The organism is Synechococcus lacustris str. Tous (genome assembly GCF_003011125.1).
Lineage (GTDB): Bacteria > Cyanobacteriota > Cyanobacteriia > PCC-6307 > Cyanobiaceae > Synechococcus_D > Synechococcus_D lacustris.
Genome location: NZ_PXVC01000037.1, coordinates 19,849 through 35,934, shown reverse-complemented (window position 1 = coordinate 35,934; position 16,086 = coordinate 19,849). Strand labels below are relative to the sequence as shown.

At 50.6% G+C, this 16,086-nt stretch carries 15 protein-coding genes; 8 read left to right on the top strand and 7 right to left on the bottom strand.

Going from position 1 to position 16,086, the window contains the following annotated elements:
• Window positions 1–238 precede the first annotated feature (238 nt).
• Complete coding sequence (locus C7K08_RS08590) at window positions 239–2,407, top strand: glutamine synthetase III family protein (protein ID WP_106500216.1); 2,169 nt, start codon at window positions 239–241, stop codon at window positions 2,405–2,407.
• Between the two features lie 23 nt (window positions 2,408–2,430).
• On the opposite strand, the gene C7K08_RS08585 is transcribed toward C7K08_RS08590, so the two are convergent.
• Window positions 2,431–4,146 carry an alpha-keto acid decarboxylase family protein gene (locus tag C7K08_RS08585; RefSeq protein ID WP_106500223.1) on the bottom strand — a complete coding sequence of 572 codons (1,716 nt, stop codon included), beginning with the start codon at window positions 4,144–4,146 and terminating at the stop codon, window positions 2,431–2,433.
• A 181-nt stretch (window positions 4,147–4,327) separates the two neighbouring features.
• Between C7K08_RS08585 and C7K08_RS08580 the strand changes: the two genes are divergently transcribed.
• Complete coding sequence (locus tag C7K08_RS08580) at window positions 4,328–4,561, top strand: hypothetical protein (RefSeq protein ID WP_106500215.1); 234 nt, start codon at window positions 4,328–4,330, stop codon at window positions 4,559–4,561.
• Here C7K08_RS08580 and C7K08_RS08575 read toward each other — a convergent pair.
• The 6 genes from C7K08_RS08575 to C7K08_RS08550 form a co-directional block, all read right to left on the bottom strand.
• Window positions 4,558–4,788 (bottom strand): hypothetical protein, encoded by a 231-nt coding sequence (locus C7K08_RS08575; protein WP_106500214.1) that lies wholly within the window; start codon window positions 4,786–4,788, stop codon window positions 4,558–4,560. The two genes, C7K08_RS08580 and C7K08_RS08575, sit on opposite strands and share 4 nt — an antisense overlap.
• A 142-nt stretch (window positions 4,789–4,930) precedes the next feature.
• The gene (sds, locus tag C7K08_RS08570; RefSeq protein ID WP_106500213.1) at window positions 4,931–5,896 is read right to left on the bottom strand and encodes a solanesyl diphosphate synthase; all 966 of its coding nucleotides are present in this window, start codon (window positions 5,894–5,896) and stop codon (window positions 4,931–4,933) included.
• Between the two features lie 32 nt (window positions 5,897–5,928).
• Window positions 5,929–6,762, bottom strand: coding sequence for a glutamate racemase (murI, locus tag C7K08_RS08565; protein WP_241537158.1), 834 nt, complete (start codon window positions 6,760–6,762; stop codon window positions 5,929–5,931).
• Window positions 6,759–7,844: an N-acetylmuramoyl-L-alanine amidase family protein gene (locus tag C7K08_RS08560; protein ID WP_106500212.1), complete on the bottom strand. Its 1,086-nt coding sequence runs from the start codon at window positions 7,842–7,844 to the stop codon at window positions 6,759–6,761. Before C7K08_RS08560 ends, murI begins: the two co-directional genes overlap by 4 nt.
• Window positions 7,845–7,852: 8 nt before the next feature.
• Window positions 7,853–8,671, bottom strand: a complete 819-nt coding sequence (locus C7K08_RS08555) for a carbon-nitrogen hydrolase family protein (RefSeq protein ID WP_106500211.1) — start codon at window positions 8,669–8,671, stop codon at window positions 7,853–7,855.
• Between the two features lie 36 nt (window positions 8,672–8,707).
• Window positions 8,708–9,445: a 2-phosphosulfolactate phosphatase family protein gene (locus C7K08_RS08550; RefSeq protein ID WP_106500221.1), complete on the bottom strand. Its 738-nt coding sequence runs from the start codon at window positions 9,443–9,445 to the stop codon at window positions 8,708–8,710.
• A 53-nt stretch (window positions 9,446–9,498) separates the two neighbouring features.
• Between C7K08_RS08550 and C7K08_RS08545 the strand changes: the two genes are divergently transcribed.
• The 6 genes from C7K08_RS08545 to C7K08_RS08520 all read left to right on the top strand — a co-directional run bounded on the left by C7K08_RS08545 (window position 9,499) and on the right by C7K08_RS08520 (window position 16,056).
• Complete coding sequence (locus tag C7K08_RS08545) at window positions 9,499–11,070, top strand: UbiD family decarboxylase (protein ID WP_106500210.1); 1,572 nt, start codon at window positions 9,499–9,501, stop codon at window positions 11,068–11,070.
• Window positions 11,070–11,525 carry an RrF2 family transcriptional regulator gene (locus C7K08_RS08540; RefSeq protein ID WP_106500209.1) on the top strand — a complete coding sequence of 152 codons (456 nt, stop codon included), beginning with the start codon at window positions 11,070–11,072 and terminating at the stop codon, window positions 11,523–11,525. The genes C7K08_RS08545 and C7K08_RS08540 overlap by 1 nt, the downstream gene beginning before the upstream one ends.
• A gap of 32 nt (window positions 11,526–11,557) precedes the next feature.
• Window positions 11,558–12,877 carry a 3-phosphoshikimate 1-carboxyvinyltransferase gene (aroA, locus tag C7K08_RS08535; RefSeq protein ID WP_106500208.1) on the top strand — a complete coding sequence of 440 codons (1,320 nt, stop codon included), beginning with the start codon at window positions 11,558–11,560 and terminating at the stop codon, window positions 12,875–12,877.
• A 35-nt stretch (window positions 12,878–12,912) separates the two neighbouring features.
• Window positions 12,913–14,265, top strand: coding sequence for a bifunctional UDP-N-acetylglucosamine diphosphorylase/glucosamine-1-phosphate N-acetyltransferase GlmU (gene glmU / locus C7K08_RS08530; RefSeq protein ID WP_106500207.1), 1,353 nt, complete (start codon window positions 12,913–12,915; stop codon window positions 14,263–14,265).
• Between the two features lie 154 nt (window positions 14,266–14,419).
• Window positions 14,420–15,481, top strand: coding sequence for an HlyD family efflux transporter periplasmic adaptor subunit (locus tag C7K08_RS08525; protein ID WP_161955852.1), 1,062 nt, complete (start codon window positions 14,420–14,422; stop codon window positions 15,479–15,481).
• Window positions 15,478–16,056, top strand: coding sequence for an ABC transporter permease (locus C7K08_RS08520; protein ID WP_106500205.1), 579 nt, complete (start codon window positions 15,478–15,480; stop codon window positions 16,054–16,056). The genes C7K08_RS08525 and C7K08_RS08520 overlap by 4 nt, the downstream gene beginning before the upstream one ends.
• The last annotated feature ends 30 nt before the right edge of the window (window positions 16,057–16,086 follow it).

The window sequence follows — 16,086 nt, the reverse complement described above, 5'->3', positions numbered from 1 at the left end:
GCTACGGCGGCGGTGGCAATCGCTATTAATTGATAGGAATAAYTGATTCCTGTTTAGGCAAATATGCCCTGAAAGCCACCCCRTWWGGGGTGGCTTTTTTGTGCGTTCACTAATTTTTGCTCAGGTTTTTTGGTATCAGTTGCTACACAAGCTGCTGATAAGTTGGAAATARGTGCCTGCMATAGCAGTTGAGGGGACGCTTAGGGCTTTAATTGGAAAAAGCGATTCACCGGATCCCATGCCCTCGCCCCAGCGTCTAAGTGCTATTGAGCAAATCCAGCTGCGCGGTTCCTATCCAGCTGAAACAGCCAAGCCCCTAGATGAACTTTGGGCTAAGAACGTTTTCACATTGGAGAAGATGAAGAAGGCACTCCCTAAAGAGGAGTTCAAAATGGTGCAGCGCACCATTCGGGAAGGGGGCAAGCTCGATCCATCTGTTGCCAATGCMGTAGCCCAGGCAATGAAGGAATGGGCCACCAGCCACGGGGCCCTCTACTACGCCCATGTGTTCTATCCGCTCACCAATTCCACAGCTGAAAAACACGACGGCTTTATTGCTCCCCAGAGCGACGGAACCGTAATTTCAGAATTCACCGGGAAATTACTTGTTCAGGGTGAACCCGATGGTTCATCTTTCCCCAATGGCGGCTTGCGCTCCACCTTTGAAGCTCGCGGYTACACCGCATGGGACATCACAAGCCCTGCCTATTTGATGGAAACCCCCAACGGGGTAACCCTTTGTGTTCCAACGGTATTTGTTTCCTGGACAGGGGAAGCGCTAGATAAAAAAACACCGCTATTGCGATCCAATGCGGCAATGAACCGCCAGGCCAAGCGGCTTCTAACGCTCCTGGGAAACACAGATGTGGCTCCTGTTAATTCCAGCTGTGGSGCTGAACAGGAATACTTTTTAATCGATCAAGCATTTCTAAACCTGCGTCCCGACCTACTACTGGTGGGCCGCTCCCTATTTGGTGCCGCCTCAGCAAAGGGTCAGCAATTTGATGATCATTACTTCGGAGCAATTCCTGAACGGGTTCAGGTGTTTATGCAAGACGTTGAACAGCAGCTCTACCGCTTAGGAGTGCCCTGTAAAACGCGACACAATGAAGTTGCCCCAGGACAATTTGAAATTGCCCCTGTTTATGAGGCGGCAAACGTGGCAACGGATCACCAACAGCTGATCATGACCCTGCTGCGCAGCACCGCCAAAAAACACGGTTTAGCCTGCCTGCTCCATGAAAAACCATTTGCTGGCATCAATGGTTCAGGGAAACATGTGAATTGGTCTGTGGGTAATTCAACCCAGGGCAACCTGCTGGATCCCGGCAATACCCCCCACGAGAATATGCAATTTTTGCTGTTCTGCGGCGCCGTAATCAGGGGTGTCCATCGCTTTGGCCCCCTGATGCGCTCCGTAGTAGCAACAGCGGGCAATGACCATCGCCTCGGCGCAAATGAGGCTCCGCCAGCAATCATTTCGATATATTTAGGCAGCCAATTAGAAGATGTATTTAATCAAATCCTTCAGGGGGAGCCAAAATCATCATCTTYAGCTGGAGTTATGCAGTTGGGTGTTGATACCCTTCCCGAATTCCCCAAGGATCCAGGCGATCGCAATCGCACCTCGCCTTTTGCTTTTACTGGMAATCGCTTTGAATTCCGCGCCGTTGGTTCTGGCCAATCGGTTGCTGGCCCCCTAGTGGCGATGAACACAATCCTTGCCGATTCATTGCAATGGCTTTGCGATGAGTTAGAGCGCTGCATCCAAGGTGGGGCATCCTTACAAGATGCCGCTTTCCAAGTGCTTAAACAGGTAATGCAACAGCATGGGTCTGTGGTATTTGGTGGTGATGGTTATTCAGAGGAATGGCATCACAAAGCTGTTGCTGAACGGGGACTAGAGAATCTGCCCACCTGCGCTGATGCATTGCTAGTGCTTGAAAGGCCTGAAATAGCAAACCTTTTTGAAGGCCAAGGTGTGCTAACTCGGGTTGAACTACAAAGCCGTTATGAGGTTTATGCAGAGCAATACATWCTTGCCATTGAAGTAGARGCAAAGCTGGCATTGAGGATGGCCCGCACTCAAATTCAACCGGCAGTGCAAGGCAGCCTTGGCGATATGAGTGGYTCCTTAATGGAGCAGAAAAGTTTGGGCTTACCAGTTGATACAAGTTTAGTGGAAAGGATTTCAGCACTCAACAGGGAGATGCAAGAGCAATCAGYTTTGCTAGAACAGGCCTTAAATAGCCCTCCCCATGGCAGTGCCGCCCACATGAAGCACTGCGCAGAGGTGCTGTTGCCCATAATGCTCAAACTGCGCCAAGCCGCCGATGCTTTGGAGGTGTTGATAGATGATGACCGCTGGCCTCTTCCCACTTACCAAGAAATGCTATTTATACGATAACAATTAAGCTAAAACTTTCTTAATTATGGGTTGGCTGGTGTGTGCTGCTTTTGGAGACGGTTAATCAACTCTTGCGGGAGGGGTTGACTCTCCTCCGCAGGAATAATTACCTCTAAGTAAGCAGCACCACTGTGGTTGCTAATACAAGTAAAGGCATTTTCCAATTCAGCCACAGTRCTAGCTTTACCACACCACCAATTCTTACAGCCCATAACATTAGGTAATTCTGAATAATTCCAATCGGCAAGAATATTATAATCATGGCTACGGTTGCTCAACATATTTTCAACACCATAAACCCCATTGTTTAAGATAATTATMACTGGATTGATATCATGTCTTCCCATAACACCAATTTCCTGGGCGGTTAATTGATGGGCTCCATCACCACTTAATAAAACAACCCTGCGATCAGTTTCAGCAAGGGCAACACCCAATGCGGCAGGCGTAGCCCATCCGATTGAGCTCCATAAGGTTTGATTTTCCATATCCACACCATCTGGCAACTTCATTGGGCCAATTTTCAGCATGCAGGTGCCAGCTTCCAACACAAGAACATCACCAGCCCGCAAAAAGCGTTGCAATAGCGGATAAAAGTATGCAGAGCCCATCGCCTCAATGCCCTCTGCATTAATTTTCATGGGAGCCAAGGGTTGAATCAACCGCTTACCATGCCATGGATAGGCGGTATCTTTATCCTTGTGCCATTCAATCAAGCCCTCGAGCATGTCYTGAAGGGCAACACTTGTAAAAACCGCTGTTAATGATTGRACCCAATCAATTCGCAAGTTAATAATTTTAGAGGGGTCAACATCATCCGTCCAGATTCCAGTATTAAGATCTTCTGTAATCAACCCRCCAATATCTAACACTAAATCAGCATTTTTAATGAGYTGTTGTAGTTCACTGGGCTGGGACATCTCACCGCTATATACACCTARAAAWGCAGGATGGGATTCAGTTAATACGCCKCGATCCATGGGCGCTGTGGCATATGTGAGCCCAGTTTGCTCTAGGAATTTTTCAAATAAATCCCTCAATCCAAAACGCACTAATGTGCGCGTTGCAATAACCACTGGATTTTGRGCGCGATTAATTCTTTGTGTTACKAGAGCAAGTGCACCGCGCAATTCAGTTGGATCACTTTGGCGTTGACGGATAGAACCAATCGGACTACCCCTAAAGGGGGTGCCCTGAATTGGCATCTCTGCCAAATCCATTGGCAKYARCAAATAGGCAGGTTTACTTTCCTCCAAGGCTTTATCAATTAGTCGCTCTAATTCGATAACAACATTTTCAGGACTTAAACGGGCGCTTACACAACAAGCGGCCGCAGAAATTGGTTCAAAATTTCCAAACACCCCGTCACCAAGGCTGTGGTGTGCAACTAATCCTTGCTTAACAATTCTGAGGCTTGGGGCCCCCACCAAATGGAACACGGGCAGCTTTTCAGCCAGCGATCCCATCACCCCATTAATTGCACTGAGTTCACCAACCCCATAGGTGGTAGCCAAAATCGCAGCACCCCGGCGCCTGGCATAGCCATCGGCTGCGTAGGCGGCGTTTAATTCATTGGCAGATGCCACCCAGGTGAGTTGCGAATTCTCTTCAACAGCATCATTGATTGGGAAAGAATAATCTCCCGGCACACCAAAAACCCTGTCGATTCCAAGATCGGCCAAACGTTGAAGTGTGTATGCAACWACCGATAGAGAATTGCTGCGATTATTTGAAACCACAAARATCAAACTGATTGTAAATTAACTATATATATCAAAAAACAACTTTGGCAGAGCATTTATACTCAGCRAAGCTGCGTGAACAAATGAGAAGTTTCGTGGTTTSTAGCTGAAGAAGTTATGAAGACGACAGAAGACATGGCTTTAAAGCTTGATAATCAAATGYGTAATCCCCTAAAACTTGGCACCGTTGTCACAAGCCCAGCGCCTATATCGGTTAACAGACCTCAGTGGAGGCGCTCACCCTGAATTAGACGATCTTTACGATTCCTTTGAAACAGCCTGGCAAGATGCCCAGGTTTGGTGGCTTAGCACAGCTAAAAATCCCAAGGAAGCAATGGCCATCGGGGTAGAAGTAAGCACACCCTCAGGCCATTGGCGAACCTTGAATTATCAATGCCAGCCCCCTAACTAGGCAAAACAACCAATTTTTTGCTCTAGGCGATTAACAACCTCTGGCCAGCTCAAATGGATGGGCTTAGCTGGGGCTTGCCCGCGCAACTCAGAATGAAAATGYACAAGGATTTGATGGTGTAACTTCGCCACCTCATCGCGGCGAATTCCTTTTGGCAACTCACAAACCATCAATGGATGCCCATGGCGATCTGTAAGGGTGATGTGTTGAGCAACAGCAACAGGCATGGGACAGATCGCAACCAACTGATCCGTCCTAAGCGCACTATGGCCWAAAACGAAAAACCCTTACTTTGATTTCCATTTCCACACCAAACCGCTTCGATACAGCCTTTTGAAACTGGGCTGAGCTATCCAAAAARWTCACAAATCAGTAAAGCCGGCTCAAAACAAAATCAGGCAGGGCCAGCAGTGCTGCTTTTGATTGGGAGGGCGCAAGAAAATCAAGGCAGCTGGCAGCCTCCCGGGCGAAGCGTTCGGCCAGCAGGCGGGAACGGGCGATGCCTTGGCTTTGATCAACAAGGGCTAAAGCCTGTTTTAAATCATCTGGTTGATTAAATTCCCGCTCAATGAWTCCAGCCAGRGCTGGAAATTCCTCCATCGCATAAATAACCGGAGCAGTTAGGGTTCCAGAGGCCAGATCAGATGCAGATGGTTTACCTAGTTGAACATCGTCTGAGGTGAAATCAAGAATRTCGTCTACAACTTGGAARGCGAGTCCCAGAAGCCTTCCAAATTCATATAAAAGAGCTAAYTTGTCATCACTTAGATYAGATAGAACGCCGGCCGCTTTTGCACTATTTGCCATTAGTGAAGCCGTTTTTCTATAACTTTTCTCCAGGTAGGTTTCGAGGCTTTGGCCGGTGTCGTAGCGGTAGAGCCCCTGCCTTATCTCACCTTCTGCAAGGTCCATAATCACCCTAGAAAGCAACTTAACAACTTCTAGATTYTCTAAATTGGCTAAGTGCCAACTGGATTGAGCAAATAAAAAATCTCCTGCCAACACCGCAACTCGGTGGCTGAATCTGCTGTGAACTGTGGCAACTCCCCTACGGGTATCGGCCTCATCAACCACATCATCGTGAACCAAAGATGCGGTGTGGATCATCTCGGTTATTTCAGCCAAACGCCGCTGCTTTGGTCCCAAACCACCATCGATGGCCCTGGCAAGTAGCAGCACGATCCCAGGCCTGAGCCTCTTGCCCCCGGCACTAAAAAGGTGCTCAGCGGCCGCTTGCAGGATCGGATGCCCCGCACCGATCAACTCCCTTRGATCGCTAAGCAGATCCTCAAGATCAGACTCAACGGGCTGGAGCAGTTCTGCAACCGTGGTCATGGATTCGCCCGCTTGGCCAGATCTTAGAGGGCTCAACCGGGTTGCTGAAGACTCACATGCTCCACTTTGGGGCTAAAACCAAGCCAGCGCTCCACACCCACGGCAAATGCTTYGGGATCACCGGTAACCAATAGGCGGCAACCACTGAAAGCAGATGCTTGCTTGGAATTCAGTGTTGGCGCCGCCAGCAGTTCGCTCAGCACATCTACCGCCGCCAGGGCTGGATCAACTAGTTCGATGTGGGTTGGGATTAATTCCCTTAACAAGGCCTTTAGTAGGGGGTAATGGGTGCAGCCCAGCACAATTGCTTCCACATCAGCGGCCAATAAAGGTTGTAGGTAGCTTTTGGCAGCAGCCCGCAGTTGAGGGCTGCCAAGGTCATTGAGCTCAACGGCAGGCACAAAAAATGGRCAGCCCACCTCTAAAACCTTGATGTTTCCATTCGCTGCCCTCAAGGCTTTTCCGTAGGCACCGCTTTTCGCCGTGGCAGGCGTTGCTAGCACACCAATCCGCCGGCCCCGCAAGCGCTTAGCCACTGAATCGATCAAGCCCACCACAGGGGCCCCTGCATGTTCCTGGGCCACATCCAGGGCCAGAGCATTGGTTGTGTTGCAAGCCATCAATARGGCTTGGCAGCTTTGCATTTTTAGGTAGCTGGCAACCTCTGCGGCAATGCTGCGAATTTCAGCTTCACTGCGGCCTCCGTAGGGCACCCGCGCGGTGTCTGCCACATATATGCAGGGCTGCCCAGGGCGCAAATGCAGCAATCGGCCCAACACGGTTAGGCCCCCCAAGCCACTGTCAAACATGCCCACAAGGGCATCGTTGGGTAGGGCTGAAAAACTAGTTTTGGAGCCGAGGGTCAACCAACAAGCCTCAGGTAATCAAGAATGCCAGCGGCGATGGCCAGGGAGATCTGGCGGCGATGGGCTGGATCCATTAGGTCGGCAGCATCATCGGCGCCCGTGAGGAAACCAACCTCCACCAGGGTGGAGGGCATTCGAGTGGCCCTTATTACGTAAAAACGCCCTTCTTTTACGCCTCGATCCGTACGTCGAATCGTTTGCATCAAAGCTGAATGGATAGAGCTGGCCAAATTTTTACCCTGGAGGCTCTGGTAATAAAAGGTTTCCAAACCATTCACATCGGGTCTCGCCATGCTGAGGGCGTTGGCATGGATGCTYACAAAGGCATCGGCTCCACTGTTGTTTGCCAATTGAGCTCTCGGCGGGAGATCCACATCGATATCGCCATTGCGGGTAAGCAAAACATCAACCCCCCTACTGCGCAGTAATTCAGCCACCTGTTGGGATATTTCCAACACCACATCCTTTTCTTGGGTTCCACCAATGCCCACCGCGCCAGGGTCGGGGCCGCCGTGGCCCGGATCGATAACAATGCGAAAGCGTCCCCTAGTTACCTGMGCTAGGTCGGTTGGCCTGAGGGGGCGAATTGGTTGCCGCGGTGCCACCTGGGTTTCAGCGGGTGCCTGCACYGGATCGATGCGTTCTACATTTCCTTCCCCTAAAGCAACATATCCAGCTTGTTGGTTAGGAAGTTGCAGCCTCCAGCTRTCTTTATCGGTGCCAATTAATTTCAATTGGCTTGGATCTATTTGCACCCCAGGCATAAATTCGATCACCAACCTGGTGATTCCTGGTTCAGGGCCGCCGATTCGCWCTTGGCGGAYCGCCCCAGCCCCTGCAATGYTGCGGGGGCGCGCCGGRCTGCCGGGCAAATCAATCCAAAGCCTTGGACCCCGGTTAGCACCACCCGCATCAAAAGAAGCTGTGAGATTTGCAAAGGGGGTAGTGCGCAACTCCAACACCCCGTCGGCATTGATCCGCCAAGCGCCGAGGGCGCTGAAGGCRCGGGCGGGAGGAGTGGTGGCAACCACAACAACTGCTGCCGATGCCAGCAGCCCCAAGCGCCAACCGTAATTAAGCATCAGTGGGTTCAGAACAAKGCAGGCCGCCTATGCCGCAGGCTGGGCATTTGACCTCGAACCCGTTGTAGGTGGCTGGGATCAACAGGGGCAACGGCCACACCTTGGCTAACGCCCGCATCGGCCAACACCGTGCCCCATGGATCGATAACAAGGGCATGTCCGTGGCTCTGGCGGCGYCCATAATGCAACCCCGTTTGGGCTGGCGCCAGTAGATAGGCGGTATTTTCAATCGCCCTGGCCTGCAAAAGGATTTGCCAGTGATCCTTACCTGTGTAAGCGGTAAAAGCAGCRGGCACCATGATTAATTCGGCCCCAGCCCCCACCAGGTGGCGGTAGAGCTCTGGAAAGCGAACGTCGTAGCAAATAGATAAACCGATCCGACAYAAACCGGGCACTGCCACCACCGGCGGYAGTTCGGCTCCAGAGCAAACCGTGGCGGATTCAGTGAAGGTATTGCCGTCTGGCAAATCCACATCAAAAAGATGAATCTTGTCGTAGCGGGCAAGCAAAAGGCCATCGGTGCCCACCAATTCGGCGCGGTTGTAGGTGAGGCTTTCCCCTGCAGGCACCGGGAAGCCGCCGCCCAAAAGGGTTACTTGATAACGGCGGGCCATCGTTACGAGAAAACGGCTGCAACGCTCGGCAAGGTTGGGGGCCAGCTCTAATTTGCGTGCCTCTTCACCCATAAAGGCAAAGTTTTCAGGTAAGCCCACCAAATCAGCACCCCGCCTGGCTGCTAATTCGATTAACTCTTCAGCCTGGGCAAAATTTGCATCCGGATCTGGGGTGCTGTTCATTTGCAGGGCTGCTGCAAGGAAGCTGCTCAAAACCGCTGTAATCCGCTTCTTGAACTGTACCGAGCCTCAGGTGGCCCTCAAAACTCCCATTTCGGTTTGTTGGGGCACCACCACCAGGCTGTCAACGGCAGCGCAACAGGCGAAATCAGCATCGTGATCGCCCAAACGCTCAAGCCTTTGGCCGTGGCTAGCGAGGCGCAAGGCCTGCTCTGGGTTGGTTTTCCATTGGCTCCAAAGGGCATGGGAGGCGCTCAGCTCATCGTTGGCGGCCAATTTTTTGAGGCTTGTGTCGCCAATTTGCAGCAGAGCATCGGCAAGGGCCCCCGCCGCCAGGCTGTCTTCTAGGGAGTAATCACCCTCCCAACCGCTGCCAACAATCCAAACCGTTTCTGGATTCTGTTGGCAAAGACGTTTTGCTACGGCGGAGCGATTAACAAGGGCAGCGGTAAAAAGCATTGCCGCTGTTGAAACSCGATCCAGGGAGCGGGTGCCATTGGTGGTACTCATGAAAATACGTTTTCCGGCAACAAATTCAGCTGTTACCGCTAACGGCGAATTACCCAAATCAAAGCCCTCGAGCTTGGCACCACCCCTTTCRCCTGCACGAATACAAAGCTCCTGGGGCCAAGCGGCAGCGGCGGCGCTGAGGGCATCTAAATCGGCAAAAGCTTGAATGGCTTCCGCGCCGTTGTGGAGGGCCCAGGCCATCGTGCTTGTGGCCCGTAGAACATCAATTACCACMGCTGCATCAGCCATGGAGCCATGGGGAACCCGCTCGGGGGTGTGGAAATAGGAAACGCGCATCGGTGGAAGCAGGGCCAGGTGCGCCACAGTAGGTGTGAACTTTCTGGGCACCAATGGCGCAGCGCACCCTGCGCGATTTTCTGAAGCTGGTGGAACAGCGCGGTCAATTGCGTCGCATCACCGCTCCAGTTAATCCCGATCTTGAAGTGGCAGCAATTGCCGACAGGGTTCTTGCCATGGGGGGACCGGCGCTGTTGTTTGAAAACGTGATCGGCAGCCCCATGCCCCTTGTGCTCAATCTGCTGGGCACGGTGGAACGGGTGGTGTGGAGCATGGGGCTTGAGCGGGTGGAGCAACTGGARGAATTGGGTAGCCGCCTCGCYTTATTGCAGCAACCSCGACCGCCGAAGGGTCTGCAGGAAACAGCAGCCTTTGGCAGGGTGCTCTGGGATTTAGTGAAGGCTCGYCCCGACTTTGATCTTTTTCCCCCCTGYCAGCAAATCGTTCAAAAGGGAGATCAGCTCAACCTTGATCAGCTGCCCTTRATAAGACCCTGGCCCGGGGATGCYGGCCGAGTTRTCACCCTTGGTTTAGTGATCACTCGAGATCCCGAAACACGGGTTCCAAATGTTGGTGTTTATCGCTTGCAGCAACAGGATGCCCGTTCCATGACGGTGCATTGGCTCAGTGTGCGTGGTGGTGCGGGTCATTTGCGTAAGGCCGCTGCCMGGGGCGAAAAACTAGAAATTGCCGTTGCCCTTGGTGTGCACCCCCTTTTGGTGATGGCTGCYGCCACACCRATTCCAGTGCAACTTTCSGAGTGGTTATTCGCTGGGCTTTATGCCGGCGAGGGGGTTCATTTAGCTCGCTGTAAAACCGTTGACCTGGAAGTGCCAGCCCACAGCGAAATTGTGCTGGAGGGCACTATCACCCCAGGGGAAACCAACCCAGATGGACCCTTTGGCGACCACATGGGCTTCTACGGMCTCGAGGAGCCATCACCATTGGTGAGGTTCCACTGCGTAACACAGCAAAAAAATCCATTAATGCTCACCACCTTCAGCGGCAGGCCCCCMAAGGAGGAAGCGATGTTGGCRATAGCCCTCAATCGCATCTACACGCCAATCCTGCGTCAACAGGTGCCWGAAATYGTTGATTTCTTCCTTCCGATGGAAGCGCTTAGCTACAAATTGGCGGTTATATCAATCAAAAAAGCCTATCCAGGCCAGGCAAAGCGAGCTGCCATGGCCTTTTGGAGCGCCTTGCCCCAATTCACTTACACAAAATTTGTTGTGGTTGTTGATCAAGCAATCAATGTGCGCGATCCGCGCCAAGTTGTTTGGGCTATTGCAGCCCAAGTKGATCCCCAACGGGATTTATTTGTGCTCCAAGACACCCCTTTTGATTCYCTCGATTTCGCMAGCGAAAGGCTTGGCCTTGGTGGTCGCCTAGCCATTGATGCCACCACGAAGGTTGGTCCCGAAAAACGCCATGAATGGGGCGAGCCATTGAGCAGATCGAAAGAATTAGAGCAACGGATTACAAACCGCTGGCAGGAACTTGGATTAGCTGATTTGGCTTCAAACAAAGATATGAATAATGGCAACTACAACCCAGACCCAAGCCTATTTGGCCTGCAATTGGAACACGTACTTGAACGATTAGCTGAAAAAGCAAAGGCTTGATGCTTACAAGAGCAGGAACCATTGCCCTGAGGGCTTTAGTGGAGTTAGCCCGCCACCCAAATAGCAGTATTTCAGGCCCTGAACTAGCAAACCGACAAAACTTGCCGGCACCGATGCTTGAGAAGTTGCTGCTTCAGCTGCGCCGCGCTGGCCTGGTGGAGGCAACAAGGGGRAGRAATGGCGGCTATCGCCTCAAGGYCCCCCCCCATGAATTGGCGCTTCAGGCGGTKTTAAACGCCGTTGGTGGCTGGAGGCAACCAAGGCTCACTCAATTTGCTCCAGTTGATGCCAAAGCTGCGGCCTCTGCGGGGGAGCAGCTGGAAATGCAGTTGCAGCAGAGGCTCCTACGGGCAATGGAACGGGAAATGGCGGGCCTCAGCCTGGCGGAATTGCTTTACGACCAACGCAGTTGGGAGGCAACCCTGGACCCGGATGGGGGCTTGATGCTTGGTTAATCCATAGGATTTGGCCTAACAGCTCAACACCTATGGCCRCTGAATGCATCCAAATTGATGGCGGCGCTRCCAATTTGCGTGGAACCATCCGTGTACCAGGTGATAAATCAATTTCCCATCGAGCCCTTTTATTTGGTGCGATTGCAGAAGGAACTACCGAAATTGAAGGCTTGCTGCCAGCTGAAGACCCCCTAAGCACCGCCAMCTGCYTAAGGGCYATGGGGGTTGWGGTGTCTGAGATTGCAGCTGGTGAAATCGTAAGAGTGCAGGGGGTTGGCCTTGATGGCCTCCAAGAACCGMCTGGAATTCTSGATTGCGGAAATTCRGGAACCACCATGCGCCTAATGCTGGGGCTACTTGCTGGCCGGGAAGGGCGGCATTTTGTTCTTGATGGTGATCAATCACTACGCAAGCGGCCCATGGGGAGGGTGGTGCAGCCACTATCAAAAATGGAGGCATCAATTACTGGTCGCCAGGGGGGAAACTTGGCTCCCCTGGCAGTTAATGGAAAAGCATTACTTGGGGCAACCATTCACACTCCYGTGGCCAGCGCTCAAGTWAAAAGTGCAATTTTGCTAGCTGCACTAACTGCMAMAGGTGTYACCACAGTTATTGAGCCATCGCTTTCCCGCGACCACAGCGAGCGGATGCTGAAGGCATTTGGAGCCCAATTGGAAAGTAAGCAAACCGCCGCTTTGGGCCCTGAGGTGCAGTTAACCCCGGGGAGCAATCTCCATGGCCAAAAAGTTGTGGTGCCAGGGGACATCAGTTCTGCGGCCTTTTGGCTTGTGGCCGGGTTACTGATTCCTGGCTCGGAAATAATCTTGGAAAATGTGGGACTAAATCCAAGCCGCACCGGCATTCTCACGGTTCTAGAGCAAATGGGTGCAGCGGTGGAATTATTGGMGCACAGGCTGGTTGCCGGYGAACCGGTGGGCGACCTAAGGGTTAAACCAGCCTCGCTTAAGGCGTTCAATATCGGCGGCGCGCTGATCCCAACACTTGTGGATGAAATCCCAATCCTTGCTGTGGCTGCCCTAGCCGCCGAAGGCACCAGCGTGATCAAAGATGCCGCTGAATTAAGGGTTAAAGAAACCGATCGCYTAGCGGTAATGGCACGCCAATTAAGGGCGATGGGGGCTGAACTAGAGGAAACAGCCGATGGCCTMGTAATTCCCGGCAAGCAAAAATTGAATGGAGCCCAKCTSGATAGTGAAACTGATCACAGGGTGGCGATGAGCCTGGCCATTGCCGCCCTTGGCGCCAATGGTTCAAGCAAATTGGCAAGGGCTGATGCYGCGGCTGTTTCYTATCCCAGCTTTTGGCAAGACCTCGCAAGAATTCAGGCCTAGAAGCCGGTAGATTCCCGACCAGTTGCTTAGGGCCAATGCTCGCTGTAGCAGTGCTAGCTGCAGGTAAAGGCACCCGCATGAAAAGCAGCCTGCCGAAGGTATTGCAACCYCTTGCCGGTGCAACCCTGCTAGAGCGGGTAATYAAAAACAGCARTTGTCTCAACCCGGATCGGCTGCTGTTGATTGTTGGCCACCAGGCTGAACGGGTGCAACAGCARCTTCAGAATCATCCGGGCAAGCCTGAATTTATTTTGCAACAGCCGCAAAACGGCACAGGCCATGCGATTCAACAGCTCATGGCCCCGCTTGCTGAATTTGATGGCAACCTACTGGTGCTAAATGGCGACGTGCCTTTGCTGAAGCAAGAAACCCTTTCGCAACTGCTGGCTATGCATTGCCAAAGTGGCGCCGAGGCAACACTATTAACGGCAATGCTAGAAAACCCCAATGGTTATGGAAGGGTATTTAGCAATAATGATGGGGAGGTTACTGCAATAGTTGAAGATCGCGATTGCGATTGCGAGCAACGCCAAAAYAAGCTGATAAATGCAGGAATCTATTGCTTTAAATGGAGCGCCCTCAAAAAGGTATTGCCAACCTTAAGCAGTGAAAATGATCAGGGAGAATTATATTTAACCGATACGATTGCAATGCTCAATAATGCTAAACATTTAATAGTGAGCGACATATCTGAAATAACAGGCATCAACGATCGCCAACAGCTGGCTGATTGCGAGGCCATGCTGCAGGATCGAATCCGGCAACATTGGCTTAAGGAAGGTGTGAGTTTTATCGATCCTAAAAGCTGCACTATCTCCGAAGAAACACAATTTGGCCGTGATGTTGTTGTTGAACCCCAATGCCACTTCCGCGGCAATTGCAAAATTGGTAACTCCTGCCGCATTGGCCCTGGCTCACTGATCATCGATGCGGAAATAGGTAATGATGCAACCGTATTAATGTCGGTAATTAATTCTGCAAAAATAGGCGATGGTTGCAACATTGGCCCCTTCGCACACCTGAGACCTCAAGCTGATCTTGGTGAAAACGTTCGTATTGGCAACTTTGTAGAAGTTAAGAAAAGTAYTATTGGCTCAGGATCAAAGGTMAACCATTTGAGYTATATTGGTGATGCAAAACTTGGCCTAAATGTTAATGTGGGTGCTGGAACAATAACRGCAAATTATGATGGCAAGAACAAACACCTCAGCACCATTGGCGAYAATAGTAAAACCGGTGCTAATAGTGTTTTAGTGGCACCGRTAACCATTGGCTCAAATGTTGTGATCGGCGCTGGCTCAACCATCACAAAAGATGTGCAAAACAATAGCCTTGCCATTGGCAGAGCCCGKCAGTATAATAAAGAAAAYTATCAAAGCTTAAATTAATTTTAAACTTATGTCTTTTTYAAATWTGCCTCATTCAATCATGCYATGCAAAAAGCCAAGTAATCCRAAATTTTTTAGCGCAATAGCTTGYTGCCTTTTGGCAACATCARCTCCATTACTTCTTGCTAGCTGCGGCTTAAATAAACCTGAGCAAGTGGTTGCCCCAKCKCCAAGGCAAGTTTCKGCCCTAGGSCGCCTAGAGCCAGAGGGTAAAATTCGCAAAATTTCACTGCCCAGCTCCCTGAGTGGTGATCGCATTGAAAAACTATTAGTTGAGGAAAATCAAATAGTTAAAGCTGGCACCCCTTTAGCCATCCTCAACAGTGCCTTAGCCCGTAAGGCAAGTTTGGAGGAAGCTCAACAGGAGGTGAAGGTGGCCCAGAGCGAGCTTGCCCTTGTTMGATCAGGAGCAAAAAAAGGTGAAATTGGCGCCCAGGAGTTCAAAGTTCAAAGCCTAGAGAGGCAGCTTGCAGGAGAAACGGAAGCMCTGAATGCAGAMGTAAATTCAGCCCGTTCAAAGCAGARGGAAGCAAAGCTTGAAGCTGAGCGATATGAATCATTATTTAAAGYTGGCGGTGTATCTGAATTGCAACGGGATCGCTACCGAACCCGCGCCGATGTTGCCAATTCAGACCTTGCTAAAGCGATCGGCAACCGTGAACGCACGCTCAGTACATTAAGGTCGGACATTGAAAGCTCACGCAATACMCTTGCCCAGATCAAAGAGATTAGGCCCCAAGACATAAACAAAGCCCAAAATCAATTAGACAAGGCTTTAGCATCATTGAACAGGGCRCTCCAGGAATATAAAGACACCACAATCAGGGCCCCTGAGAATGGTCAGATCCTGAAAATAAATGCAAGAGCTGGCGATAAGGTTGGCGATGAKGGTTTACTTGAAATGGCTGACACAAGCAATATGATTGTTGTTGCTGAAGTTTATCAAACCGAYTTACCAAAAATCAGCAAAGGTCAGTTAGCAAAAATAAGTGTAGATGGCTTTAACGGCACCCTAAAAGCGCAGGTATTTCAGTTGATTCCCCAGGTGAAACGCCAGTCTGTTTTCGCGGGAGAACCCGGYGAAAACATGGATCAGCGAGTATTTGAAGTTAAATTAAAGCTATTGATTACACCGGAGCAAGTTGAAAAAATCCGCTTGGCATCAAATTTACAAGTAAATGTAATTTTTGACAAATCCAAGCCAACAAAYCTATGAAAAAATTCATTAGCAAACTGCTCAAAAAAACCCCAGTTGCTTGGCTTCAGGTAAGCAATAATCCTGTAAAGATGAGCATTGCTGTGGCCGGRATTGGCTTTTCCAATTTGCTTATATTTTTTCAACTAGGCCTGATGGATAGTATTTATAACAGTCAACGTAAGCCCATTGAAAAGCTAGCCGCYGAACTAACAATGGTTAGTTCAGGCTATAGCAACCTTGGTTCACTTCAGGAATTTGAACGCAGCCGACTTTATCAAGCATTAGGCGTTGAAGGTGTTGCTGGGGTTTCAGCCTTACGGATTAATCGAGGTAGCTGGATTACACCTACAACTCGTCAGAAGTTTGACATATTTATCTATGGTATTGGCTTAGRTAAACAGTCTTTAGCATTCCCAGAATTAATGGCAGATATGGATCAGATAAAGCCACTTGGAAATGCTTTATTCGATCGTAATGCCAAAAAACAGTATGGCGATGTACTTGGAATCCTTAAAGCCAATCGCTTTATGCCAGTTGAAGTTAATGATAAAACAATAAAAATAGTTAACACATTTTCTCTGGGAGCGAGATGAACTGGCTGATCTAGAACTTGCCTATTGGAA